General features: G+C 41.4%; 31 protein-coding genes and 1 riboswitch. Of the genes, 7 read left to right on the top strand and 24 right to left on the bottom strand.

Annotation, left to right across the window (positions count from 1 at the left end):
* Nucleotides 1-431: 431 nt before the first annotated feature.
* The 11 genes from DSBG_RS05330 to DSBG_RS05285 form a co-directional block, all read right to left on the bottom strand.
* A complete protein-coding gene (locus DSBG_RS05330) occupies nt 432-1577 on the bottom strand; it encodes an aminotransferase class V-fold PLP-dependent enzyme (RefSeq protein ID WP_068963158.1) in 1146 nt (381 codons plus the stop codon).
* Nucleotides 1578-2096: 519 nt separating this feature from the next.
* Nucleotides 2097-2342: a thioredoxin family protein gene (locus DSBG_RS05325; protein WP_068963157.1), complete on the bottom strand. Its 246-nt coding sequence runs from the start codon at nt 2340-2342 to the stop codon at nt 2097-2099.
* A gap of 61 nt (nt 2343-2403) precedes the next feature.
* A complete protein-coding gene (locus tag DSBG_RS05320; RefSeq protein WP_242877410.1) occupies nt 2404-2715 on the bottom strand; it encodes an ArsR/SmtB family transcription factor in 312 nt (103 codons plus the stop codon).
* Nucleotides 2716-3088: 373 nt separating this feature from the next.
* Entirely contained in the window at nt 3089-3211 is a 123-nt protein-coding gene (locus DSBG_RS23960) for a hypothetical protein (protein WP_282434194.1), read from the bottom strand.
* Complete coding sequence (locus DSBG_RS05315) at nt 3192-3722, bottom strand: permease (protein WP_068963155.1); 531 nt, start codon at nt 3720-3722, stop codon at nt 3192-3194. Before DSBG_RS05315 ends, DSBG_RS23960 begins: the two co-directional genes overlap by 20 nt.
* A complete protein-coding gene (locus DSBG_RS05310; protein ID WP_068963154.1) occupies nt 3719-4198 on the bottom strand; it encodes a permease in 480 nt (159 codons plus the stop codon). Before DSBG_RS05310 ends, DSBG_RS05315 begins: the two co-directional genes overlap by 4 nt.
* A 184-nt stretch (nt 4199-4382) precedes the next feature.
* A complete protein-coding gene (locus tag DSBG_RS05305) occupies nt 4383-4739 on the bottom strand; it encodes a putative zinc-binding protein (RefSeq protein WP_068963153.1) in 357 nt (118 codons plus the stop codon).
* A gap of 596 nt (nt 4740-5335) precedes the next feature.
* Complete coding sequence (locus tag DSBG_RS05300) at nt 5336-5764, bottom strand: universal stress protein (RefSeq protein ID WP_068963152.1); 429 nt, start codon at nt 5762-5764, stop codon at nt 5336-5338.
* A gap of 106 nt (nt 5765-5870) precedes the next feature.
* Nucleotides 5871-6074, bottom strand: a complete 204-nt coding sequence (locus tag DSBG_RS22880; RefSeq protein WP_176716177.1) for a hypothetical protein — start codon at nt 6072-6074, stop codon at nt 5871-5873.
* Between the two features lie 89 nt (nt 6075-6163).
* Entirely contained in the window at nt 6164-6310 is a 147-nt protein-coding gene (locus DSBG_RS23375; RefSeq protein ID WP_207647218.1) for a hypothetical protein, read from the bottom strand.
* A 68-nt stretch (nt 6311-6378) separates the two neighbouring features.
* Complete coding sequence (locus tag DSBG_RS05285) at nt 6379-7455, bottom strand: radical SAM/SPASM domain-containing protein (protein ID WP_068963149.1); 1077 nt, start codon at nt 7453-7455, stop codon at nt 6379-6381.
* A gap of 393 nt (nt 7456-7848) precedes the next feature.
* Between DSBG_RS05285 and DSBG_RS05280 the strand changes: the two genes are divergently transcribed.
* The gene (locus tag DSBG_RS05280; protein WP_068963148.1) at nt 7849-8088 is read left to right on the top strand and encodes a hypothetical protein; all 240 of its coding nucleotides are present in this window, start codon (nt 7849-7851) and stop codon (nt 8086-8088) included.
* A 125-nt stretch (nt 8089-8213) separates the two neighbouring features.
* Nucleotides 8214-8345: a hypothetical protein gene (locus DSBG_RS23955; RefSeq protein ID WP_282434193.1), complete on the top strand. Its 132-nt coding sequence runs from the start codon at nt 8214-8216 to the stop codon at nt 8343-8345.
* A gap of 13 nt (nt 8346-8358) precedes the next feature.
* Here the strand turns inward: DSBG_RS23955 and DSBG_RS05275 are convergent, their stop codons facing one another.
* From DSBG_RS05275 to DSBG_RS05265, 3 genes are all read right to left on the bottom strand, one after another.
* Nucleotides 8359-8694 carry a hypothetical protein gene (locus DSBG_RS05275; protein WP_083236733.1) on the bottom strand — a complete coding sequence of 112 codons (336 nt, stop codon included), beginning with the start codon at nt 8692-8694 and terminating at the stop codon, nt 8359-8361.
* 282 nt (nt 8695-8976) lie between these two features.
* Complete coding sequence (locus tag DSBG_RS05270) at nt 8977-9927, bottom strand: permease (protein WP_068963147.1); 951 nt, start codon at nt 9925-9927, stop codon at nt 8977-8979.
* A gap of 36 nt (nt 9928-9963) precedes the next feature.
* Nucleotides 9964-10254: an ArsR/SmtB family transcription factor gene (locus DSBG_RS05265; RefSeq protein WP_176716176.1), complete on the bottom strand. Its 291-nt coding sequence runs from the start codon at nt 10252-10254 to the stop codon at nt 9964-9966.
* A 308-nt stretch (nt 10255-10562) separates the two neighbouring features.
* Here DSBG_RS05265 and crcB point away from each other — a divergent pair, with 308 nt between their 5' ends.
* The 4 genes from crcB (at nt 10563) to metA (ending at nt 14162) form a co-directional block, all read left to right on the top strand.
* Nucleotides 10563-10937: a fluoride efflux transporter CrcB gene (crcB, locus tag DSBG_RS05260; protein ID WP_068963146.1), complete on the top strand. Its 375-nt coding sequence runs from the start codon at nt 10563-10565 to the stop codon at nt 10935-10937.
* A gap of 25 nt (nt 10938-10962) precedes the next feature.
* Nucleotides 10963-11292, top strand: coding sequence for a DUF190 domain-containing protein (locus DSBG_RS05255; RefSeq protein ID WP_242877409.1), 330 nt, complete (start codon nt 10963-10965; stop codon nt 11290-11292).
* A 143-nt stretch (nt 11293-11435) separates the two neighbouring features.
* Nucleotides 11436-11540, top strand: a riboswitch (SAM riboswitch).
* Nucleotides 11541-11623: 83 nt separating this feature from the next.
* Nucleotides 11624-12916, top strand: a complete 1293-nt coding sequence (locus DSBG_RS05250; RefSeq protein ID WP_068963145.1) for a homocysteine synthase — start codon at nt 11624-11626, stop codon at nt 12914-12916.
* 322 nt (nt 12917-13238) lie between these two features.
* Nucleotides 13239-14162: a homoserine O-acetyltransferase MetA gene (metA, locus tag DSBG_RS05245; RefSeq protein ID WP_068963144.1), complete on the top strand. Its 924-nt coding sequence runs from the start codon at nt 13239-13241 to the stop codon at nt 14160-14162.
* Between the two features lie 393 nt (nt 14163-14555).
* On the opposite strand, the gene cooS is transcribed toward metA, so the two are convergent.
* Complete coding sequence (gene cooS / locus DSBG_RS05240) at nt 14556-16475, bottom strand: anaerobic carbon-monoxide dehydrogenase catalytic subunit (protein ID WP_068963143.1); 1920 nt, start codon at nt 16473-16475, stop codon at nt 14556-14558.
* Between the two features lie 255 nt (nt 16476-16730).
* Between cooS and DSBG_RS05235 the strand changes: the two genes are divergently transcribed.
* Entirely contained in the window at nt 16731-17108 is a 378-nt protein-coding gene (locus DSBG_RS05235; RefSeq protein WP_176716175.1) for a YggT family protein, read from the top strand.
* A gap of 328 nt (nt 17109-17436) precedes the next feature.
* On the opposite strand, the gene DSBG_RS05230 is transcribed toward DSBG_RS05235, so the two are convergent.
* The 9 genes from DSBG_RS05230 to DSBG_RS22875 form a co-directional block, all read right to left on the bottom strand.
* On the bottom strand, nt 17437-17988 hold the full coding sequence (locus DSBG_RS05230; protein WP_068963142.1) for a cache domain-containing protein: 552 nt from the start codon (nt 17986-17988) through the stop codon (nt 17437-17439).
* 302 nt (nt 17989-18290) lie between these two features.
* Nucleotides 18291-18497, bottom strand: a complete 207-nt coding sequence (locus DSBG_RS05225; RefSeq protein WP_068963141.1) for a TOBE domain-containing protein — start codon at nt 18495-18497, stop codon at nt 18291-18293.
* A gap of 441 nt (nt 18498-18938) precedes the next feature.
* A complete protein-coding gene (locus DSBG_RS23570) occupies nt 18939-19148 on the bottom strand; it encodes a hypothetical protein (RefSeq protein WP_068963140.1) in 210 nt (69 codons plus the stop codon).
* A gap of 2 nt (nt 19149-19150) precedes the next feature.
* Nucleotides 19151-20245: an XdhC family protein gene (locus tag DSBG_RS05215; protein ID WP_068963139.1), complete on the bottom strand. Its 1095-nt coding sequence runs from the start codon at nt 20243-20245 to the stop codon at nt 19151-19153.
* A gap of 130 nt (nt 20246-20375) precedes the next feature.
* Entirely contained in the window at nt 20376-22199 is a 1824-nt protein-coding gene (locus DSBG_RS05210; protein ID WP_068963138.1) for a radical SAM protein, read from the bottom strand.
* A 223-nt stretch (nt 22200-22422) separates the two neighbouring features.
* Nucleotides 22423-23502: an ABC transporter substrate-binding protein gene (locus DSBG_RS05205; RefSeq protein WP_068963137.1), complete on the bottom strand. Its 1080-nt coding sequence runs from the start codon at nt 23500-23502 to the stop codon at nt 22423-22425.
* A 35-nt stretch (nt 23503-23537) separates the two neighbouring features.
* A complete protein-coding gene (locus DSBG_RS05200) occupies nt 23538-24152 on the bottom strand; it encodes a tetratricopeptide repeat protein (RefSeq protein ID WP_068963136.1) in 615 nt (204 codons plus the stop codon).
* A 114-nt stretch (nt 24153-24266) separates the two neighbouring features.
* On the bottom strand, nt 24267-24968 hold the full coding sequence (locus DSBG_RS05195) for a radical SAM protein (RefSeq protein ID WP_068963135.1): 702 nt from the start codon (nt 24966-24968) through the stop codon (nt 24267-24269).
* Complete coding sequence (locus DSBG_RS22875) at nt 24965-25129, bottom strand: hypothetical protein (protein WP_176716174.1); 165 nt, start codon at nt 25127-25129, stop codon at nt 24965-24967. The genes DSBG_RS05195 and DSBG_RS22875 overlap by 4 nt, the downstream gene beginning before the upstream one ends.
* Nucleotides 25130-25207: the final 78 nt, after the last annotated feature.

Here is a 25207-nt window from a genome sequence, read left to right as displayed (position 1 = left end):
TATACTAATATAATACTACTGTTTTATTATTATTGCACTACTATTTTTTGCCTATTTTATTCTAGCTTGCCAACACCTTGCTCTTCCTTATATAAGAACAAGATGTCATTAACGCAACAAGGGTATCTGTACCTTTCAGTACAAATGCCCTTGTTGACTGCTACGTTAATGTCAAAATCCATCTCAACACTTCCAAGTCAATTTCTAATCCACAAAGTGTAAAACCCATCTCTTTGGCTATAAGGTAAAAAACATTAACAAATGAACCCCTTCCTCCTGTGCAACACTTGTTTTTGGTAGAAGAACAATTTAAAGAGCGAAAAACGAAGATGATATAAATCATGACTACGGATGTAGTTAAAGGGGATGTACTTTCAGTACAGGTGTCCCTGTTGCATCTCATAGAACCTACGTCCTCGACAGGTGACCAGTTAGCCCATCTCCTCTGCGACCCTTCTTACCACATGCAGAGCCGTTTCAATCTCTTCCTCACTCGTGAAATGCGAAGGGCTAAACCGAACGACTCCCTGTTCTAAAGTTCCTAGCATCCTATGGGCATGGGGAGCACAGTGTAATCCTGCCCGAGCAATTACTCCTGCCTTCTGTTCTAAAATAAAACCGACTTCTATTGAATCCATGTCACCTAAGTTAAATGCCACAATGGGCGAACGACGTTCCACCATTTCACTTCCATAAAGCTTAACTCCGGGGATTTCTCTGAGCCCCTCCCATAATTTCCGGCATAGTGCCTGTTCTCTAACTCGTATCTTATCCACTCCTTCACCAAGGATATATCGCACTCCCGCCCCCAGCCCCGCAATGCCTGCGCCGTTCAAAGTGCCACTTTCCAAAGCATCCGGCAGAAAATCCGGCTGTCGATCCTCTTCAGAGAGACTCCCCGTACCACCGTAGATCAACGGCTCCAAGGGGATCGCCGACTTGATGATGAGTCCTCCCGTTCCTTGAGGTCCTAATAGACCTTTATGTCCCGGAAAAGCGAGCAAATCCACAGAAAGACATCCTAAATCGATAGGGAAAACCCCTGCCGTTTGCGCGGCATCCAGCAGATAGTAAGCACCATGCTCATGGGCTATTTGACCTATTTCTTTAACTGGCAACAAGGTGCCCGTTACATTTGAGGCATGCAAGGTCACCACTAACTTGGTGTTGGGCCGAAAAGCTTTGTTGTAGGCTTTAAAATCGAACTCTTCCCCGGATACCCCAGGAATTTCGCTAACCTCAACCTCCCGCTGTTTCAAGACCCAAAGCGGTCGGGCCACCGCATTATGCTCAAGCGAAGATGTGATAACATGATCTCCTGGCTGTAAAAGTCCGAATAACGCCTGATTCAAGGCATGGGTGGCATTCTGGGTAAAGACAACTCGGGTCGGATTATTCGTGCCAAATAGGACACACAAGTCTTCCCTCGTCTGATAAATGAGTCTAGCCATCTGCATCGCTGCGCCATTCCCTCCCCGGCCGGCATTCCCGCCCTTGTGCACAAGGGCCTCCTCGATGGCAGCTACAACTTGTTGAGGCTTTGGCCAAGTTGTTGCTGCATTATCCAAATATATCATAACGCTACCCCTTTCATTCGTTCAACCGGAGTCCCTTTAGACCACACAGTCAAACCATACAGGCTCTTCACCTTTTACTGATTTAGTCATAGTTGCCATCCCGATCATAACCTTTCCTCCTTCTTTACTCCTAAAAGCTCTTGGGCACTTATCATAGCAAAGTAATTATTTAATTAATCATAATATTCTCATATATTAATTACAATACTTCTGCACTTATTCTAGAAAATAAAGCGCCCATCAAATAATAACAAACCTGCAAGTATTACATAATAAAAAGCCGACTACACCATGAAGGTATCGGCTAGACTCTCTTAACTCAAATAGGCATCAATTTCTTTGCGGCCGTTATTGGGGGCATGTCCACTTATCTTATGTATTAGGATAAAGAATACTCCTCAAAATTTTATTGTTAACAACTTGCCACAACAAAAAGCAAATGACCTCTACTAAACAGTAGAAGTCATCTTGTTAGCTTAGAAATCCCGCTACACCAAACTATAGTATGGCGAGATTTTATTAAGCATTCATTTCTTTTTCTAAGATTTCAATCAGGCGCGCTTTATTCGGCACTTTCCCAACCAACTTAACCACCCCGTTAATCACGAGAGCCGGTGTACTCATAACCCCATAAGACATAATTTTTTGCATGTCTTCGATCTTTTCAACTTGGGCTTCAATCCCGAGCTGAGATATGCCTTCCTTGGTTACTTTTTCTAACTTCGCACAGTTTGAACACCCAGAACCTAAGATTTTAATATCCAACAATCCTTACCCCTTTTCTTTGTTTTTAAAATCATTGCATAAAAATTACATTTTTATCCTCCTAGTGGTCGACAAGATGCCTCATCAAAGCTTCCCCTTCTTGAAAATGTTGGGCAAGAATCTTATGGACCTCTTCAAGAATGGTTAATACTTCAGGATATTTGACACGGCACATGACTTTTAAGCCCACTTTAGTCGATGTAATGATTTGTTGTTTACGCAAGATACTTAAGTGTTGGGATAAATTCGACTGTTCAACTCCCAAATCCTCGATTAGCTCACAAACACACACTTCTTCGCCGTTCTTCGCCAGTCTTTCGATGATACGCACCCGGGTAGGGTGTGCTAAGGCCTTAAAAAAATCACTCTTCATGGATACGATCTGCTCTTCCACAAAAAAACCTCAAATCTTATTATTAATTATAATCTGCCCATGAAGTAACCAATTAATAATATTATAATATATTTTAGGCCTTAAATACAATAATTATAGGCGAATGAAAAACACATTGAGATAATCTAGTGTCCGTATCAACTCGTTATTCCGACCCCTTGGCGACCCTTCTTACCGCTTGCAAAGCGATTTCAATTTTTTCCTCGTTCGTAAAATGGGACGGGCTAACCGAACGACCCCCTAGTCTGAGGTTCCTAACATCCTGTGCGCATGGGCAGCACAATGTAACCCGACCCGGACGATTACTCCTGCCTCCTGTTCTAAAATAAAGCTGACTTTTGTAGAGTCTACTTCACCGGGCCACCGCATTATGCTCAAGCGAAGATGTGATAACATGATCCCCTGGCTGTAAAAGTCCGAATAACGCCTGATTCAAGGCATGGGTGGCATTCATTTCAACTAACAATATTATCATAGATATACTGTTTTTCTTTTTCGTTTAATAACCTTTCCGTGATAAAAGCAATCAAAATAATCCCAGGTATATTGATAAGAAACCTAGTAATCATGAACTTCCACCCCATCGAAGAAGCCTCAAATAGAAGCATGGGTATTTTGGTGGTTGACCAGGCACCAATAAAAATTAGGACATTAGAAAACTTACTCCCTTTGTGCAGGAGCACTCCCGCTACGGGGAAAGCTGCATATAACGGTCCCGCAGCAGCCGAACCTAAGAAAAATGCTATTAAAATTCCAATGATTCCGGATTTCTCGCCCATCAATTTGATCATTGTTTCTCGTTGTACCCATACATCCAAGAGCCCCAATAAAATAAATATCGGTGGTATAACCGAGAGCATTTCCATAGTATTGCTCCAAGTGATGTCAATTGACTTTCGACCGACTGATGGATACAAACCATAAACTACGATATTAATGATGAGTAGTACGAAGAAATACTTGTATCGTTTAATCAACATTTTCATCTCAACACCACCCCAATTGCTATTGCTACCATAAACGAAAATACGAATGCTAAGCTATTCCTGAGTAATGCAGCCTTTTTACCGAAATACTTTATCTCTAGAGGGATTGTCACGATTCCAACCATCATTAAAGTTGAGATAAATACGGCGATTTGCATAAAACCAGCGCCGCTTTTCAACAAAGCCGAAGCTAACGGAAAGGCTACAAATCCAGGTATTAAAGTAACTGAACCGACCAGAGAAGCCATTAACATTCCCAACCACCCGGATTTCTCGCCGATTAATCCAGAAATCACCGCGGGACTCAGTACTGCCAGCATGATTCCGATAATTATTAAAATAGACAGGAACTGAGGCAGAATATTTTCAAACGACTTCCAGGCCTTCTTCAAGGCTTGGAAAGTCTTTTTCTTATCCTTTATAAAGGAAAGGATAAGAAAGCCGAAAGCCACAATGTACATCAGAGTCGTAAACATTTTCGCACGCTCCTTCTTAAATAATAAGTAGCACTACTCTGAATAATTTATATTAGTTCTCTATAATATAATAAAAAGCCCCCCGATCTACATTGAGAGAAGCAATACTTTATATTATTCAGTTCGCTCCATATTATCTGGTAGTCCTTCTTTTCCCTCTTCAAAAAGGCTCTTAGCAATTGGGCTATGCCTCGTCACTACTACCCAATAATCTATCGATCACTTCTTGCACTAAGTATACCTCTTCATCTATATTTAATAACTCTTCATATTTTTCATTATTTTTCGGATCAAAATCCTTGGTCATGATGATTTCTTCATGTGGTTTGATTTTAACAGACTCGAATTCCTTGGAAGCGCATGTTGCTGGGCAACCATTTAAGGCAATATACTTTTCGTTAACACCACTTTCATTGTCAAGAAGTAAACTTAAATTAGGTAGTACGCGTATTATTTCGTCATCAACGAAAAATTGAGCAACCGTTTTCGTCATCATACTGACGTTACAACGGCCTTGACAAGGGAAAATTCCAATATTCATAATCGCTCCTCCTCAATTCTTTATTGAATGCTTGTTTTAAAGCTGTTTTTACGAGCAGCGCACTAATTGTTACGCTCAAAAACGAACACAATATATTATTAATATAATGTATTTATAATATTATACATTTATTTTTTGCTTTTTCAATGCTATTTTTGAGATAATATCCGCTGATAAAGAAAACTTAGCTGGCGCCAAGCCTCCGTGAAGGCGTTCCATCGGTGCATTGGTAAGATTGAAACGGTCAACCTTAATGCGGTTTCTATCCTCTGATTGGTGCTCCTCTTTCCTCTATTTATAATTAAAAGGAATATTGGATAGTTGCGCCAGACACGAAGATCGTAAGTGTATTCACTTTACAGGACAACAACCGATATGAAAGGCCTGAATTGTTTACGGATGCTGATAATGTGAAAGTATCGATTTTTCCCGATCTTATCATAGAATTAAGTACAGTTTTTAATTTTTAGTACTGAGAAGTTAAATTTTGCGTCATAACACACTTGAACTTTGCACAAATTAAATATAAGTAAAAAGCTGTTGACGATTTTTTGGCAATTCGTCAACAGCTTTTTACATTCAATCACTTTTACACATCATTTCACAATAAGGACAGGGACTTCTGCTTTTTGGAGGACACGTTGACTCACACTACCTAAGACAGAACCGGCAACTGGACCGTAACCATGGCTCCCCATGACTACTAAATCCAGGGCTTCTCTCTCAACTTCTTCTAAGATCATCGTCGATGGGTATCCTTGAACTACCTTTTTCTTCAAGGGGACATTCCCTACATCGATTCCTTCAAGTGTTGCTTTTAAGGCGAGCTCTCCTGCCTCTTCAATTTGTTCCGGCGGAACTAAAATGCTGTATGCTACATTATAACCCCAGTAGGCCTCCCTAATATACATAACATTCAAAAGCTCGACTTCTCCACCAAAAATCCCAGCAAGTTCCAATGCAGTCTTCAACGCCCGACGTGAATACTCTGATGCATCAGTTGCTACCAATATCTTTTTAAACATTACTCTGGCTCCTAACTAAATTTTTAGAAAACAACCTTAGACTTACTCAAATAAAGAGAAGCTATCTCTATCAAGTTCAGATTAACATATCTTAATCATCGTGTCACTACTGTATAAAAACCTCTTTCGAAGAGCCTGCGTTGTGTTTGCAACCGCAACTGTCAATGATGGAATTCTCTTCATAGACGAATGATTGTTTGTAAAAACCTTCTTCATAGCCATAATGAACAAATGCTGGCAAACTCCCGCCAATAACTGACATGATTCCGAAGGCTGTCATAATTAACCCAATATAAATAGTTGAATCCATACGTTTTGGCAATGTAAGCTCCACTATAAGTAAAACTTCCAATAATAAAAATTCCCTCCAGTAAAACGATGATATAGCTAAATAAACTTCTACTCGTTCCCAAAAGCTTGGCTACGGCGCAAAAATTTTGCTGTCAGGGTGTTCTCTGAAGGGAGGAGTTTGTAATTTTTGATGAGCAGTAACGTGGGAATTATACACTGATTTTCTAATTCTTCAATAGCTATTTTGACCTTCATGTGGAAGAGCTCTGGCAAGGAAAAGGGTTCTGTTACCTTCGGATAGTTCGTGGGGTAGAACCCCCAACTCATGGGCAAACTGTCATTCCCCTTCCCCAAAGACAATCTCCACAAGATGGAGCATTACCCAAGCAATCCATGTCTGCACGAAGAACCATATCGCACCCATCAATCCACTGGCAATCAGGACACGACGCGTATTGTCCGTGCAGAACATTGTAACGATACCTCATAAATTCCTGAGAAGTCCAGATTTCAAGCAACGATTTTTCCCTGAGTGAGCCAAAACTGTGGGCGTCAATCAGTTTATGTCTCCCAAACACGTACTCAGGATAGGAATGCAAAAACCGATAACAGGAGGAAACCTGACCATCCCAGCGTACAACTGCACTTTGAGTTTCCACGAACTTGCAATACCGATCTGTTTTTAACTCGCTTTTTGGCAAAACTACTTCTACCCCTTTTGCCAATCCCATCATAAAAGCCGATTGGAAAGTTTTCTCTGTCTCAGCAAACATAATAGGGTGATAAAGGGTTTCCACCATTGATTCTTCCCGCATCGGTAGAATATGAGAAATAACGATCTGATTGACTCCCAGTTTCGCTGCCTGGCGCACGGTTTCGATCAAATATGGGAGAGTACTCTTCATCGCCACGAATTCCCAAGTGACCGCTGGTCTCCCATTAACCCTCCCCCCTGCTATCTGACGCGTGCTCTCCAAAATGCCTTGTACATTTTGATGCCGGATAGCAGCAAAGGTTTGCACATCAGTTGAATCAACGGACAGGGCGATCCTATCTACACCATGGGAGATTAAGAATTCAATCAGCTCCTCGTCCAATGTAGTCCCGTTCGTAGTCACGGTAACATCATACCGGGAAGCGAATAGTTCCACTGCGTGTCGGAAATTGTTAGCAATCGTCGGTTCACCAATACCTCCCAGAATCACTTCCTTAAGGTCTGGAAAAGCAGCTGCCTCATCCGCAACCGAGCTTAAAACTTCTGTAGACATATCACCCAAAGGTTCGTGCCAATTCTGGCGGTAACACATTTCACAAGACAAGTTACAGCGGTTGGTCAACTCCAAATAAAGGCGTTCTATAGAAGGCGTAGGTTTAAATACTATGTCAACCGTATCTTTCATTTTTGTACATCCCCTCTCCGCTCTAAGCTAAATGATATAATATTAGCTCTCCAACTTAACTCTCTCTTGTACTGCATATCTCTAACGATCAAGGTCAATTACCTAGGCAGTATACTTTTCCTTTATAATTTTTTTCATGTACATTTGTATACTTTATCACAATTCTATAATATAATAATTTTATTATATTCTGACAATTTTATAAAAGGTCCGAGTTGATCATAACATCACACCTACAAAAGATCATTAAGACTATTTGAGGAAATAAAATCCTCTTTAGTAAAAAATATTCATTGAAAGGGGTTTTCTAACAGATAAAATAATTCAATTCATCATTAACAATGTGTGAGTTTTATTATCCCTCTGAGGAGAACTAAAAGGAGGATGTATAACATGAAAACATGTGGTAACTGTGGTCTAGGTATAGCGGACAATAACGGCCTCATAAGCTGTTTCAAGTACAAAACCCTGAGCAATTCACAAGAGGACAAAACTGACTGCGCATATTACATTAAAACAGTCGTAGAGGAGGATGGCGAACCCCTGCCTCCCGTGCAACACTTGTTTTTAGTAGAAGAACAATTTAAAGAGCGAAGAATGAAAATTAGTATAAACCATGGGCTGCGGATGTAGTTGTTGTTCACATACTTGCCTAACTGCTGCAGATTTATCAATTGAAATGGAGTAAGGGGGGAAGGCCATATATTTTCCTAACGAACTGGAAGAGATGATAAAAGACGGGATTATCAAATGCAGCTGTGGCGAACATGAGTAAAGCAACAGCGGCATCTGTACGTTTCAGTACAAATGCCCCTGTTGCTTGGTTAGCCCATCTCCTCGGGACCTTCTTACTGCCTGCAGAGCCGTTTCAATCTCTTCCTCGCTCGTAAAGCTTTTCAATGATCAGACCATCAGTTTTTTAACTTCGTCATACACCATGGTTTGGCTAATACCGCCATAAAAACGAACAACTCCCTTTATGGCTACCAAAGGCAAAGCAAACCCGTTTTTGAACATCGTGTGGGCTGTGTCATGGCCACTCAAGTCATCGTCTAATACATCAAGAAATCGCACCTGTACCTCGGCACCCAAATCACTATTTATTAGAAATCCTTCTAATTCTTCGTACATTTCTCCCATGGTTTTTTCAGAACTCGAACCACAAGCACCGCCGCAACTGCACATACCCATACCTGCTGGCGCCTCATCCCGGATGCCAAACACATGAATTTCAATCATAACTTTTCCTCCTCCTTCTTCAGCCTTTAACCGCTCCTAGGTCACCTATCATAGTAAGGTAATTATTGATTAATCATAATATTGTTATATATTAATTACAATGCTATTTTATAAAAAAAGTAAGCCCCCACCCTGTTAAAAACCGGCAGAAGCTTTTCTTAGTAAAATACCCGCTTATTTGAAGATCTCAAACATATCCCCGACCGAACCTTTTCCCCTTCTACTCTTTGATTATCTTGACGCATAGTTAGGCCTTTGGTATCACCGATCGCGCCACAGGAGCTAAACAAATATCCAATTGAACAAATATCCTACGAAAATAATGGCCACCGACATGATTCCTATGAAAATGCCGAGCAATTTGGGTTTTAAAACTTTACGTAGAATAATCATCTCCGGTAGACTTAAAGCGGTCACAGCCATCATGAAGGCAAGTACTGTTCCTAAAGCCATCCCTTTTTCCATCAGCACATGAACTATGGGAATGATCCCTGCCGCATTAGAATAGAGAGGCACTCCGATCAACACTGCTAACGGAACAGCAAACAGGTTATCCTTTCCGGCATACTTTACCAGAAAATCAGCTGGTGCATAGCCATGCATAAATCCTCCAATAGCTATCCCAATAATGACATACGGCCAAACTTTTTTCAAAATATCTCTAACGTATTCCCAGGCATACTCTACTCTTTCCTTCCAGGTTAAGGCTTCCAATTCAGTTTCGCCCATTTTAATATTGTAAACATACTCTTCCACTAGATGTTCCAATTTAAGTTTCCCGATAACCAGTCCGCCGACAATGGCGACGGTAATCCCAGTGGTAATGTAGATCGCTGCAATCTGCCAGCCAAACATTCCCCAAAGCATGATCAGAGCCACCTCGTTCACCATTGGTGAAGAGATGAGGAAGGAAAATGTAACCCCAAGAGGCACCCCAGATTCCACAAAACCAATAAAGACCGGCACTGCAGAGCAGGAACAAAATGGGGTCACAATCCCCAACAAGGCTGCCAGAATATTGCCGATAAATTCTCGTTTATGGCTTAAAATCTTCTTAGTTCGTTCCGGTGGAAAAAAACTGCGGATTAGTGAAACCAAAAAGATAATTAAAGCTAGCATTAGAAAGATTTTAATAGTGTCATAGATAAAAAAGTCAACGGCAGCACCTAAACGGCTGTTTGGCAGAAGCCCAAACAAAGTGTACGCTACATAGTCTGCAAAAGCTTGAAGCATAATGAATTATCAATCCTTTCTCTCCCTTATTCTTTGTCAATATTCTTCCGTCCTTACTTTTGGCACACAATAATAGACGAATTTACCCACCCGACGTCCCTCCACCAACCCTGCATTTTCCAAAATTTTAAGATGATGAGAAGCTGCAGATTGGTTCATTTGAAAGAGATCCATCATTTCGCAGACACATCGCTCCCCTTTTTCTAAGACTCGAAACATTTTAAGGCGTGTTTCGTCCCCCAAGGCCTTATAGCGCTTAGCTTCCTGGCGAATTCCGCTTTCATCAATACCTAAAAGACGCCTAATCGTCGGCAACTCCTGGGGCACATTACTCATCTCCTTTAAGTACAATGTTACTCTTGCTCAGCAGTTCCAAATAATTTCTATATATTATCATACTCTCATATCTATATATGTCAATATGTTATTATGACAAAATTATAATATTAGTTTTAAAATTTCTACGATAAATTCTATGCTTCCTCCTCGGTCCAGTGATTTTCTCCCATGGTTGTTTTCATTTATTTTATAGATTATGATAGAGATAAATGCAATTCATCGCTTTTACTCACACCATCTTTGGATTTTGATTTTTCTTAATCCTACAAACTTTATGAATTACGAGGTTGAAATTAATGCAAAACATGCTAGTGATTGCTCTAGGAGGTGCACTTGGAGCCCTTTCTCGCTATAGCCTTGGGATATGGATTTCTAATAAATGGAACCAGGGATTTCCTTTACATACTTTTCTTATAAATGTTAGCGGAGCGTTTCTCTTGGGGTTCTTAAATGTATTATTTATTGAACGCTTAACCATCAGCCCCCTCTGGCGTTTAGGAATTGGCGTCGGCTTTTTGGGTGCTTTCACAACGTTCTCCACATTTGGTTTCGAGGTAATTTCCTTACTTGAAGGTGGGAGTTTTTTCACGGCAGGATTATATACCTTACTGAGCATTGTCGTTGGTTTCACAGGTGTAGCCTTAGGAGTTGGCTTGGCCCGAGTACTGTAAGCAGATCTGAAGGGAGGCACAAACTATGAAGAGTATGGCCGAAAAAGCAAAATTACTGAAAGTTTACGTTGGTGAAAAAGAACGTTTTATGAACAAGCCGTTATACCAATATCTAGTCCATTGGCTGAAAGAACAAGGGATCATCGGGGTCACTGTATACAGGGGAATTGAGGGATACGGACAGGATAAAGTGTTACATAGTGCACGGCTATTAGAGTTGTCATCCGACTTGCCCATCATTTTGGAGATTGTTGATACGGAGGAAAAAATCAATTCCATCGTTGCTGAAGTATCTAAAATGGTCCCTAAAGGATTGGTGTACACTGTTTCCGTCGAGGTACATAAGGCAACCTAAATTAACAGGGTCTAAGCTCCAGCTTAAGATAACTGAACTCATTCAAATATTTTCCACAGAAATTACCTTCGTTGAATATTGACACTGATGCTAATTTGTTTTATAGTAGCTGTAACCTACACATACAATTAAATATTAAATTTCTCTTATCAAGAGTGGCGGAGGGACTGGCCCAATGATGCCCGGCAACCGATAGCGTAAGCTATAAGGTGCTAAATCCTACAGAACATAGTTCTGAAAGATGAGAGTAGCGTGTTAAATATATAACGGCCGCTTCTCTTGAAGTGGTCGTTTTTTATTTACAAAATAGTTATTAAAGGAGGAAATTATAATGACCGAAGAACGTCAACTAGGTTTCGAAACCCTTTCCTTGCACGGAGGGCAAAGCCCTGATTCCGCAACTAATTCACGTGCCGTTCCAATCTATCAAACATCCTCCTTTGTATTTAACGACACTGAGCATGCGGCCAATTTATTTGCTCTAAAAGAATCAGGCAACATTTACACCCGGATCATGAATCCCACTCAAGACGTATTTGAGCAACGCATCACGCTCCTTGAAGGGGGAGTCGGAGCACTCGCTACTGCCTCAGGACAAGCAGCTATTACCTATGCTATTTTAAACATCGCTCAAGCTGGGGATGAAATTGTCGCCTCGAGTTCCCTTTACGGTGGTACCTACACATTGTTTGCCTATACGTTTGCTAAACTTGGAATCAAGGTCCACTTTGTTGATGTCGACAAACCGGAAGAATTCCGCTCAAAAGTTACAGACAAGACAAAAGCCTTATACACAGAAACCATAGGAAATCCACAAATTAATGTTGCCGATTTAGAGGCTATTGCCCATATTGCTCACGAAAACGGTCTCCCCCTGGTCGTTGACAATACATTTGCCTCGCCGTACTTGTGTCGACCTATTGAGCACGGAGCAGACATCGTCGTTCATTCTGCCACCAAATTTATTGGCGGCCACGGGACTTCTATTGGTGGTGTTATTGTCGACTCAGGGAATTTTGACTGGAATAACGGCAAGTTTCTAGGGCTCAGCCAACCTGATCCTAGCTACCATGGCGTCATATATACAGACGCCTGCGGTAAGGCTGCCTATATCACCAAGGCTAGGGTATCCCTTCTACGCGACACTGGGGCAGCAGTTTCTCCCTTCAACTCCTTCTTGTTTTTACAAGGATTGGAAACTCTCCCACTGCGCATGGAACGCCATGTTGAAAACGCCCAAAAGGTTGCAGAATTTCTCAATCAACACGATTTGGTCACTTGGGTTAACTATCCGGGGCTGGAGAAAAGCCCTTATCATGCACTTGCTAAAAAATACTTACCCAAAGGAGCTGGATCGATCTTTACATTCGGCGTCAAAGGCGGCCTTAACGAAGGAAAGAAGTTCATAAACAGCCTCAAACTATTTTCGCATTTGGCTAACGTCGGGGATGCCAAATCCCTGGTCATTCATCCGTCAAGCACAACCCACCAACAACTCGACGAAAAATCACAACGCGTTGCCGGCATATCACCCGATATGATCCGCCTTTCCATTGGCATAGAAACAATTGGCGATCTGCTGTATGATTTGGATCAAGCACTTCAAGCAAGTCAGAAAGCATAAGCAGCGTAAAAACTTAAGTTCATCAGGGATATCGCCAGATCAGCACTCGTCACCCATGGACTAGTTATAGGTATAAAGAAAACTTGGCTGGCGCCCGCGAAGACACTGTCTTCGCACGTATTAGCCTTCTTGTTAGCCTCGACGAAGGCAGCTGCCTTAGTTGCACTTATGCTTAGAAAGTATATAACGAAAGTTTATACTTTCTGATAGTATAAAAAATCCAGCGACGAAATTATGGTCGACTATCGATGTACAATCTTTTGATCTTAAATTTTTCCAGCTTGTACATCGTGCCTCGCACCTCGAAAAAGGGGTTAAATATATGCCAATTAAGATACCCGAACATTTACCGGCTATGGATATATTAAGTCGAGAAAACATCTTTGTGATGGGTGAAGAACGCGCCTTTCACCAAGATATTCGCCCTTTAAGGATTGTTATCCTCAATTTAATGCCCCGCAAAGAAACAACAGAAACACAGCTTTTGAGACTGCTCGGAAATTCTCCCTTGCAAGTCGACATTGTTCTCTTGCATATTGAAAGTCACTCTTCTAAAAATACCGCTCAAGAACACCTGGATGCCTTTTATAAGAGTTTCACTGACATTAAAGGACAAAAGTTTGATGGCATGATCATTACTGGTGCACCGATAGAACATCTCGAATTCGAAGAAGTCACCTACTGGAAAGAAACTCAAAAAATTATGGACTGGACAAAAACCCACGTAACCTCCACTTTTCACATTTGCTGGGGGGCCCAAGCCGGGCTGTATCACCATTATGGCATTCCCAAATACCCACTTGATGAGAAAATGTTTGGTATCTTTAAACACGATGTTAATAAGCGCGGTATAAACGGCATGCAGCTCCTACGTGGTTTTGACGACGAATTTTATGTTCCCCACTCGCGTCATACAGAAATCAAGCGTAGTGACCTTGAAAAATACCCAGAGTTAGAGATTCTATCAGAGTCCGATGACGCAGGCATTTATATTGTGGTATCTAAAGACGGCCGACAAGTCTTTGTAACTGGACATTCGGAATATGATACGTTAACTCTAAAAGAAGAATATGACCGAGACATCGCCAAAGGAGTTTCCATTGCTCTCCCTAAAGGGTATTTTCCTGACGATGATCCTACTCAAATGCCGGTCCACAAATGGCGTTCCCATACTAACTTACTCTTTCAAAACTGGCTGAATTATTACGTTTATCAGGAGACTCCCTATGATTTAGGTGCACGCTAATTTAATCGATTTAAATCAATCTACTAGAAAGCTACCGATATAAATACTGTCGGTAGCTTTCTAGTATTTACGTTATTCTTTCAACTAGGACTCTGGATATACTTGTCAAATATTCCATAACGATTTTCCGTATGAAGTTTATTTAGAACCCTCTTTGTTAGATTGTTCGAGCAATTTCGGCACAGCTTTTCATGCCCGAAAAGTGGTTTAGCGAAGAGCATCAGTAGTGCCGCGCAGCGGGATGGAGGTCTAGTTCTGACTATTACTTAAAAAAGCTGCCGATACAATAAAGTATCGACAGCCTTAGCCATCATCAATGCCGTGCTAATCTATCCATCTTTTGGGCTCAATAATTAATTACTTGCTTAATTCCATAACCGTTTATCTTGCTGCTTAATTAACACTCAAACCTAAGCCTTTTCTCTTAGCAAGGATATGAGCTTCAATGTTCTTAGCAACTTCGACTGGATCATCTCCTAGGGCAACCTTCCCTCCAGTTAAGCCTTCCACATCTTGCGTTAATAATTTGACAAGTTGAGGTGCCCCGGTAACAAAGGGGGTCGGTGATAAATGAGTGTAAGCCCCATATGCTACAGCAAATACTCCATCAATCGTCGCTTTTTGCTCCATCCATTCGGGTGCGGTCACTGCGATCGGTAATTGAGGAACATCGACATCCAGATGGTCCGCCAACGCTGTGACGAGCATCGAGATTCTCCCAGTATCTGTACAAGTACCAAAACTTAAAACGGGGGGTATTTTTAGGGCACCGCAGATTTCTCCTAGGCCATTGCCTGCCATTTTGACGGCATCCATGTTACAAAGGCCCGCCACTTCTAAGGCATGGTTTCCGCATCCAGCGGCCACTACCAGAATATCCTTCTTGATAAGTTCCTTAGCGAGATTCACAGTGTTCCAATCCTGAGGACCATTTCTTATTGTCGAGCAACTAACTAAGGCTACCACACCTTTTATCTTTCCGGCGGTGATGACATCAACAAGTGGATCTAGTTTGTTGCCTAGTGCCCCTAGGACGGCTTCGGTGGAGAATCCCGCAATAGCTTTTTGCGTTATTTTAGGAACTTTAGGCGTAACCTTACCATGACGTTTTTTAAAGTTTTCGATACTCAAGTTAATGAGCTGATCAGCCATCGCATTTGTTTCAGCAGGTTGATAGGGAATCTTATGCTGGAGACCGGGGACACCGATAATTGTGCTCACGCTCACCAAGGTTATTTGATATTTCTCAGCATACATATCGATGGCTGGTGGCGAACAGTTTTCATCCATGGCTAAAACATCCACTGTCCCAGTTGCCAGCAGGGGTTCGATGGTAAGCCAGTTCCCCATTAAACCAACAAAGACTTCGTCCATGCCAAATCTTTGGATCAATTCTTGTCCGGTTTCAATCGAACCGACCACCCTTAATCCTTTAGCACCAGCCGCTTTCGCCCGTTCCTGAACTTCGGCCATTTTGGCCATCTGAATAGTTGCTACAGCAGGCCATGGCTGGTGACCGTTAAACACAATATTAACATACTCAGGATCCATAATTCCTAAATCAACATTGACCTCGTGAGGCGTGGGTGTACCAAACAAGATGTCTTGAGTCATTTCCAGCCCGATTTGGGCATTATAGATTGTAGAAAGCCCCAAGCGCAAAGCTTTGAGCGCTAAAGAAACATAATCTCCGTCAACATTGGTTAAGCAGCTAGCGACACAATTTTGTTCTTCATGAACGGCACCGGCCGGATAGATATTGAGATCTTGCCAAACTTTTTTTCGTTTCTTCGGAGCAAAGGCTTCGACCATCAGATTCGGTTCATCAGATCCAATATTCATTTGCGCATTGAGGAGATCAGCTAATTGTATGGCCATCTGGTTAGTATCCTGATTCGTATCGAGTCCAAGCTTTTCACACATCCATTTGAGTTTATTGACATCAGTAATTTTAAACGGAGTTTTCCCTTCTCCTGTTGCTCGTAAAGTTCTAAACGCTTCATAGGCATGATGACTGTATGTACCAGCTCCCATAATATTTTGCAGAAGGAGCTTTCTCATCGCCATAGCATCTGCACCTATTCCACAGACCCCTTTATCCTGCCCGCCTTTCTCACTAATTCGACAAGGTCCTTGGGCACACTGTTGGCAGGTTAGTCCTTGAAGACAAAATTTACAGCGAATTTTTTCCTGCTCAGTCCATCGATCAAATGAGTTAGACATCCCATCTTCCCGAATTCGAACTAACATTTCTTCTACAGAATCATGATAGCTTACCCGTCCTTCTGTCTTTTCGAGTATTGTTTCCGTCATTAGTCTGTCCTCCCTTTATTGTCACTATAAAAAGTTTGCACATTAGGGAGCATAAATATGTACATGATATAACGAAAACTAGCTCACACCTTTAAATTCTTAGTAGATCAGATTGCACGCGATTTGATTACCCAAATTCTACTAAATTGCACTCTTTTCAATAGTTGCCTTGGGCGATCAACATCATGTGTGTAATAGTTGATTATAAAATATGGCAAGATAATAACACAGCAAATTGACATTGGAGGGACAGCAATGGATGAACAAAAAAGAGTGGAGCAGCCTGCGCACGAAGGTAACGTTATCCAAACTAACCAAGGGTTTCTGAAAGCTAGGAGAATAGTCTATTATGTTCTAGGCGTTTTAGAAGTTTTGTTTGCCTTCCGCCTTATTTTTAAACTATTAGGGGCCAATCCTAAAAGCCCCTTCGTATCGCTCATATATTCAGTGTCCCAAGCGTTCTTATCTCCCTTTTCTGGCATTTTCAGATCGACGGTAACTAAAGGGATTGAAGCCCAGTCGGTCTTAGAACCAACGACCATTATTGCGATGATTGTTTATGCCGTGGTAGCTTGGGGAATTGTTAAGTTAATTGAGATTAGCAAGCCCCCCCTGAATAGCGGAATTCGCTAAATATGAAAAAGTGCTAATGTTCAGGAAGCCTCATAACGTTTTTTATGAGGCTTTTTTTAATAACATCTTTTGATTATTCCAAGCTGCTACAAAGATGCTCGTTTTACTACATTCGATTCATTTTAGAAAATTCTAACTACTATATTATTTCTCCCCTCTGAGGCTAAAGTATAACTCACGGGTTAGAGGAATTATATGTTGTAGATGGGGAATAACTTGAATTTGATCAATCGATGGTCAGGATAAGGCGAGTAGAAGGACCGAGGCTGCACCTCGGTCCTTCTTTATTGTTTGATAACCAGAATTTCGAATTATAAGCATAGACCTTTTATTGCTGTGGTACCGACACTGTCATAACGGCTACCGTCTTACCGCTGCTATCCTTAAAAGGAACATAGACCTTCAAATACCCGCTACTAAGGGTACTAGTGGTTTTTCCACTTTTCATAACCTCGCCGACTGTAGGCGGGGTAGCATAGCCTTTCAGAACCCTTTGACCAGTGTCTTGTTGTATCACGCTGGAAGAGATCCTTTCTTCACCAACGAAAATAGATACCCCCATGGTATCTGGGAACAACGCAGCAACATCATCCACCATTTTATATTTCCCATTTTCAGTATAGGCCCCCTTACTTAACGTGGTTCCAGAAACTTTCCAGTCGCCGGGGTATTTTTTATTAAGCAAGTCGTTTATTTTGGCTTCTACATCAGCTTGGCTCACCTTCCCAGATACAGCCGGTGTTTCGGTTGGATGGTCTTGCGGCGTTACTGCTGTACCTGTTTGGGGTGTTACTGGAGTTGCAGGTTTTTTTGCACAACCAGCAAGAGCGAGGATAAGTGCCATGATTGTCACAACAATAAAAACTTTCTTCTTTAACATGTTTCCTCCTTATGTCCAAGAATCTAATACGTTACATTCATATTATACTTTGTTCACTGATGATTATGATTAACAAACTTATGGTTATATTCCCTTTATATCTAATATGCCGAAAAAAGCCAGGATTTAGTCCCAGCCATTCTGTTGATGAACTCACATGCAGTATTTAAGATAAACCGAAACGAAAAACGCCCGCAAAAGGACGTTCTTCGTATTTCTGTGGGATTATGTAGATCTGTTAGATCTAAACAGTATGTTACTTTTATTGATTCTGCTTATTCAATTCTGCTTATTCAATTTTGCTATTTCATTATCATAACTGAACTTGCTTTAATAAGAGCGCTGACATCATCTCCAACTTTAAGATCCATTGTATCCGCTGACCCAGTAGTGATTGAGGCTACTACCACTGCTTGGGCACTAACATCTAAGATTACTTCAGTCGATACCGGACCTTTCTTTATGTCCTTGATTTTCCCTTTGAGTTGATTTCTCGTTGATAATTGCATATGTATCACCTCCATCTATATCTTACCCAAACGAATATTACCATATTATTGTATATCAGTCAATTTTAGTATATTTATCTCTATATAAACGCTATACATCATAGAACTCTAAGATCTTAGGAAGGTTGAAAAGTGTTCCACAGCCAATAAAAAGCTTTGGCGTTTGGCTTCATAATGTAAGGCTATATTTTAAAGTGATCCTTTCCTAAACAGAAAGGCTGATGTTGCACACCTCCTTTAATTCATAATTCGGTTCATTAAAAAAAGACTTTTAATAACACTGGCACGTTTATTTCACCATATTTTCATCCTTCTTAATTTTAAACGGCAATACAACAAGCCTTAGCTTGTCTTTAACCTGAGCCTCCGCATTGAGTTCATCGTAGAGGTCATGCAGTCTAGATAACCCTTGGGCAACCTGTGGTAATGTACAATTGTTTGCTATATATTCGCCTTGATCAGCAAAACCATAATAAAATCTGTAAATTCAAACACTTTATTCGTATCGTGGTTTATAGCGACAAGTGATACCCCACTAGCGTAATTGTTGACATTAATAGTCAGTGAACCTTTTATTTCAGGCACTTGAGTATCCTCCTTTAACCTATTCCAAGACACCCACTTCTTTAAGTAGGTGTTCCTTTTTTGCATGTCTACGCCAACCTCTTCTGAACTTTAATTACCTGACTGAGAATGCTTACGGCTATTTCTGCCGGAGTTTCTGCTCTGATTTTTAGACCAATCGGGGAATACAATTTTTGCATCAACTCACCGCCGACTCCCTCTTTCTCCAATTCGGATTTCAATGCTTTAACCTTTCTGTTACTACCCATCATGCCAATATATCTGACTGGTTGATTTATCATTTTCCGCAAACACACTTTATCGGAATTAGACCCTCTAGTAACAATCACGACAAAGGTTTGCGGATTAATATTTATAGCATCTAAGGCTCGTTCGAGGTCTGCGCATATAATCCTATCCGCCTCGTTATATTGGGTAGAATTAAAAATAAATGGTCGATCATCGACAACTGTAACCTCATACCCCAGGATTTTCGCCATGGTTACGAGCGATTGCGTAATATCTCCTGCCCCTAGAATTAATAATTGTACCACAGTCGTTGGGGGCTCTATCAGTAACCTAAAAGTTGCTTTCGTTCTTGAAGGTTTACATAACTCGAACCTGGAATCTAAACTAATCAACAGCGGATAGAATTTTCCTCCACCTATTTCGGCACTCTTTATAGCAACTTTGTTTAATTCTTCTGAGCCGAGATCACCGAAGACGTCTCCGTTATTCTTGATAAAAAGCTTTTTCCCTACCCACAGGTCTTCAGTCGCTTCAAGCACAGTTACAAGTATAGGGTCATGGTAGTCCCTTAAAGCAGACAGATAAGCTTTATTAAGATTCGTCTGTTCCACGAGGCTTTGAAAACCCAAATAATCAATAAATAATTCCATGATGCCTCCACAAACCATTCCATCTTCCTGATCAAGGTCTGCAGTCATATTTAAATAATGAATCTTGGGAGAACGGGCTACGATAACTTTAAAAGCCTCCCGCCTAACCTCAACCTCACCACATTCTCCGCCAATGGTGCCAACACTAGTGCCGTCAGCAAATACTAACATCTTAGCTCCAGGTTTACAGGGGGTTGGCCCCAGCGCGCTGGTAACAGTAATTAGTGCTGCATTTAGGTTTTGCTCAAATACTTTTTTAAGTCCCTGGTAAATTTCTTTGTTCATTAGCCTTGCCCCCCAAACCTTCCAAGGATCAATGTTTATATCTCTTAATTATCATTTATATCCATATACCAATTCTCATAAAAAGCAGCTCCACCGCATAAAAAGTGGAGATCAATAACAAGTGCAAATCTCAACCTGAAATTACCTTATCATTCGTGCAGCAAGCCTGTCGATTGGTCTTCCATGTCCACTTACTACTTGGCTTACTAAATGATCGATTAAGATCGGAAAGAGAAAAATCCAACTCATAGAATTCCTTATACAACCCTTTTGCCTCTCCGATCACATCAAAATGATATATCTCGGGCTGAAGAATATTCGCTATATGCAGCAATCCCAATATCCATCGAGGGCTGCCAAAATCCCAACCCGAGGCAAGATGGGTATAAATTCTCTTGTTTTTGACAGCATCAACCGTTATACCAACCTTACGACACTCCTTATAGAAATCTTCAACGGAAGAAGATAGGAAGGCCGATATAAATATCACCTCTGGATTGAGGGCATTTAATTGTTCAACAGAAATTTGCATACCAGGCCTTCCACTACATTCTATCTCTTTGTTTACACTTATTCCCCCAGCCGCTTCAACCAACTGATTTTCGAGGCGTTCTCCTTTAAGGCAAAAAAGCGGCTTTCCCATAACATAATAGACACGGGGCTTGTGCTTGATAGCTGACCAACCGTCTTTAATCAGTAAGATTTTTTCTTGCATATAGGCAACTAGATCTTCAGCTTTGTTTTCCGTCTTAGTTAATTCCCCAAAGTACCGGATTGTCTCAAGGTAGGTTTCGAAGTTTTGAATGGAATGATGTAATTTTTGCAAACCATCATGGCAAAGAACCTCTTCCCAAACCTGGACCACTTTCTTTTTATCCGTGACACCAATCGCTATTAAAATTGCTTCCATCATTTCCAGAGCCCTTGTAAAGGGATAACCTCCTTCAAAAGCACCTTCTTGATAATTTATCTCCGCTGGAGCAGCCTTAATGTCGATCATCCGGTCGCATTGTGGACAACTATTCTTTTGCCCTGAACCTATCTCCGTAGACATCAATTTCGCTCCCATAGGGCCGTAAAAATCTCGTTTATAGATCACTTCCCCACAGCGAGGGCAGAATGTGTTCAGATAGTCAGTCCCGGGTGAATTGAAAAGATAGATATAATTAAGGGACTTTCTTAACCTCCGATATAGATCTTCTGCCTCTAGTATGGAGGGCTCTAAGGAAGGATCGGCACCTTCCAAAGGGATGAAACGCATGAGCTGTAAAGGAATATCCTGCGATATTTGGGCAATTATCTCGGCCAGGACCATAACTTCTCCCATATTATCCTTTTTTAACATGCAGGAAACTTCCACATGGACACCCTTTTCGTAGAGCGTCTTAATGCTTCTCAGAACCGGCTCGACCGTACTGCCGCCGCAGTTTTGATAAGCCCGATCGGACAATCCTTTAACACCAATATTGATGAAATCTATATAACCACTGATTTCAGCCAGTGAGACTTCGGTAAAATAAGCATTTGAGGAACAGCCTACTAACAGGCCCTGCTTTTTGGCAAGTTTGGCCACTTTAAGAAAGGTTGGAAACGATGCCAAGGGATCATTCAGTAAAAACGCAATACCCAGACAGTCATTTTTCACAGCTTCATCGACCACCTGTTGAGGAAGCAATTCCCGCAAGGCTTTACTTGACGGTGCCATTTCCTCAACAATCAACGCCGAAATACAGCCATTACAATGAAAATTACAACCCGTGGTACTAACCTGGAGGAATTTTCCTCTTGGGTGGAAGTGCAATATAGGCATTGTTTCAATAGAAATAGGACAAACCGTCAAATATTTATTGGGGAAAAGCTCAATAATTTGTTCCCCATGGTTCTGATAAAGTCCACAGGCCCCAGTATTTCCTTCCCGAATTACACAGGCTCTTTCACAAATATAACATTTCAATTTCTATTTCCCCTCCTAATCACTATGCATGACCCAGCTTGATCGCTAGTTGGTTTAAAAATTAATGGCATTAGGACCACCACGCCGAGAAGGACAGAACTACATAATGGTTTCAAATGGCAACGCAGAACACTAGCAATCCCTCCGCTCCAGCGAACGTATTTCCCATGATTTTTACCCGTACACTATTAGCCGATTCATTACTTGTTCTGCTTTGGCATTATTACTTCGCAACCTCTTCAATCTGATCTGGAGTAATCTGATACTTATGGAAAAGTAAGTAGTATTCTTTCATTTTGCTTTCAAAATACGTGTTAAATTCCGAGTCATTTGTATATAGTTTCCCTTCTAGCCAAACTAACCCCATTAGTGCCGTGACTCCATCGAGGCTAGCGTAACGCGATTGAACAAATACTTTGTTATTTTTGACAGCGGTAATATCCTTCCAAGCGGTGTCTGACATGATTTGATCCTTGCCTTTTTGCGTCCCTACAATTACCACTTCAGGGTTCCACTTCAAAATTTGTTCCAGCGAGACAGGGAGACTTTCACCCGTTTGATTTCCGGTCAGTCCTTTGGCAACGTTATCCCCACCGGCTGTGTCGACGATGGAGGCCATGATGGTCTGGGTCCCTGGGGTAGTCAGAACACCGCTGGCGCCCGCGAAGAACACCTTCACTCGCTTATCACTTGGTATAACGCTTACTTTTCTTTTCACTTCGTCAATACTCTTCTGCCAATAATCCGCGAGCTTGTTGGCCTCACTTTCATTGCCAACAATTTTGCCAATCAGACGCATGGTCTCCTCATAGTCTGCCATGGTGTCTTTAGAAACAGCAATAATCGGTATGTTAACTTTAGTTGTCAAATCGTTGATTTTGGGGTCCTTTGTCAGGGATATAATCACATCTGGTTTGAGCTGCAGTAGCTGCTCTGGTTCCAACCCTTTAAAATAGACACCCGTAGTGGGTAGTTTACTAAGTTTTTCACGATCCCCGTCCGAATAAACTTTCACTGAATCTTTACCCAAATATCTCCCATCAAACACCGAGTCTTTACTTACCACCTTGTCAGGAGCTAACCTAAACAGAAAGTAGGAAGGAATTGGATGCAAGGCCAGTATTCTCTTGACATTGCTTGGAATCGTCACCTCCCGACCCGCCATATCTTTAATCTGCACTTGTACAGGAGTTGTGTTGACAGGATTGACCTCTGTTTTGCTGCATCCGACGAGCATTGAAAACAAAAGTAAAATCGAGACTCCCAAGACAGTACCCTTAGTAACTAATCCTTTTTTCAACATGGATTCCCTCCCAAGTTATAATAACAAACCGTGCTCTAAATCGACTGACTGGCGACAAAAACCTCAAATGCATTTTCACTATACCCCCGACTCATCGCTGCCTTAAGCCATCTTGCCCGATCATTTCCTTGTTTTACTATTTCAGAAAGGGGACACAGCGCTTCATTCTTGCCGGTATCTCCTGCTAAGCCAAACCACTTATCCGCTTCTTCATCCTTCTGCTGAACACCCCAGCCTATTTTATACATCACTGCCAATTTAAATTGGGATAACGCATGACCTTGACTGGCAGCCTGAAGAAAAAGACTCGCGGCTCTGACGGCATCTTCATCAACACCCTTTCCGATTGAATGCCGAACACCAAGATTGTGCAGAGCTTTGGGGTATCCATTTTCAGCTGAGCGAATAAACCATTGCACGGCACTCTCACTATTTTGCTTGATACCACGACCTGCACAATAGGATACTCCAAGTTCATATTGGGCACCAGGATGCCCTTCGAGAGCTGCCTCACGGAACAAAATAACCGCTTCAGGTAAGTCCTTACTTTCTGCGCGCCCAGAAATAATGTCCATTCCCAACTGATAGTCTGCTTCCAAATTACTCGTAAATTTCTCGTTATCTCTAGGCTCATCAAACTCGCTGCTCATCACTAACCCTCCTCCAATTGGTTAAGTATCCTGTAACACCATAAAATTCTCTTCGCTTAATCTGTGTATTACGTAAATCAAACTTAACGGAATTAGAGCGAAAACGTTTACCTTTTAAGCTCCGGATCTTTCGAGAGATTGAAATAGAGACTTTTTTCCTGGGAAAGAATAGAATCCATTAGCCCCGCCTAAGATTCCATATCCTTGATAAAATCCTTCGGTTTGATCAGAAAAGAGATCTGGCTTCCGCAAATAGGTCCTAGCAATAGCCATAGCTCTAGCCCATTTTAGAGGATTTGCCGGATTCTCATCCCACATCTCAGTATTGGGAAATGGCGTAAATGGTAAGATCGACAGAGATTCCGGCTCAAGCCCTCTGAGAATCTCCAGCCCTACGCTAACATCCTCATCTGTTTCTCCTAAGCCCACTAAAAAGCCGCTCCAGATTTTTAGATTCAGGCCTTTTGCCGTCTTCAAGGCACTAATGCGATCTGTCAAAGTATCGCCCGCTGGTCTGAAACGTTTATATATTGCTTCATTTGGAGATTCTAAGCCACATAAGTAGCCATCCATGCCGGCACGTTTGAGGTTTAGTAAACTTGTCCGATTCAGAGCGCCAAAGAGTCCATAAACGTCTAAATTGGAATCTTCTTTTATTGAGTGAATACAATCATAGTAAAACTCCGGTACTTCATATCCCATCCAACCGGATGCTAAAAAAACTCTCTGTATTCCCGCCTCGACAAGTACTTGAGTTCGCGCTTTAACTTCCTTAAGCGTTCTTTTTCTATAAAAGCAAGGATCTGCTACTTTCATATGTTCCCATTTACAGTGCCGACAGCTTGGAACAGTCTTGCAGAAACCATTGACAATATTCGGGGAACAATAAATAGTTTTTTTGTTTTAGCAATTTCCTGTGCCTTTTGAAATAACAAGCCTGAGTCCCGACAAAATAAGTCTCTTAGTTCTTCCGTCATCTTATACCACCTCATTTAATGATTTATGGGTTGAGATGAGCTAAAATTTTCTTGGCCTGATCGTCACTCAAATTGTAA

Source organism: Desulfosporosinus cupriresistens, assembly GCF_001707885.1.
GTDB lineage: Bacteria > Bacillota > Desulfitobacteriia > Desulfitobacteriales > Desulfitobacteriaceae > Desulfosporosinus.
The sequence above is the reverse complement of the archived record's forward strand: the minus strand, read 5'-3'. Positions and strand labels throughout refer to the sequence as shown.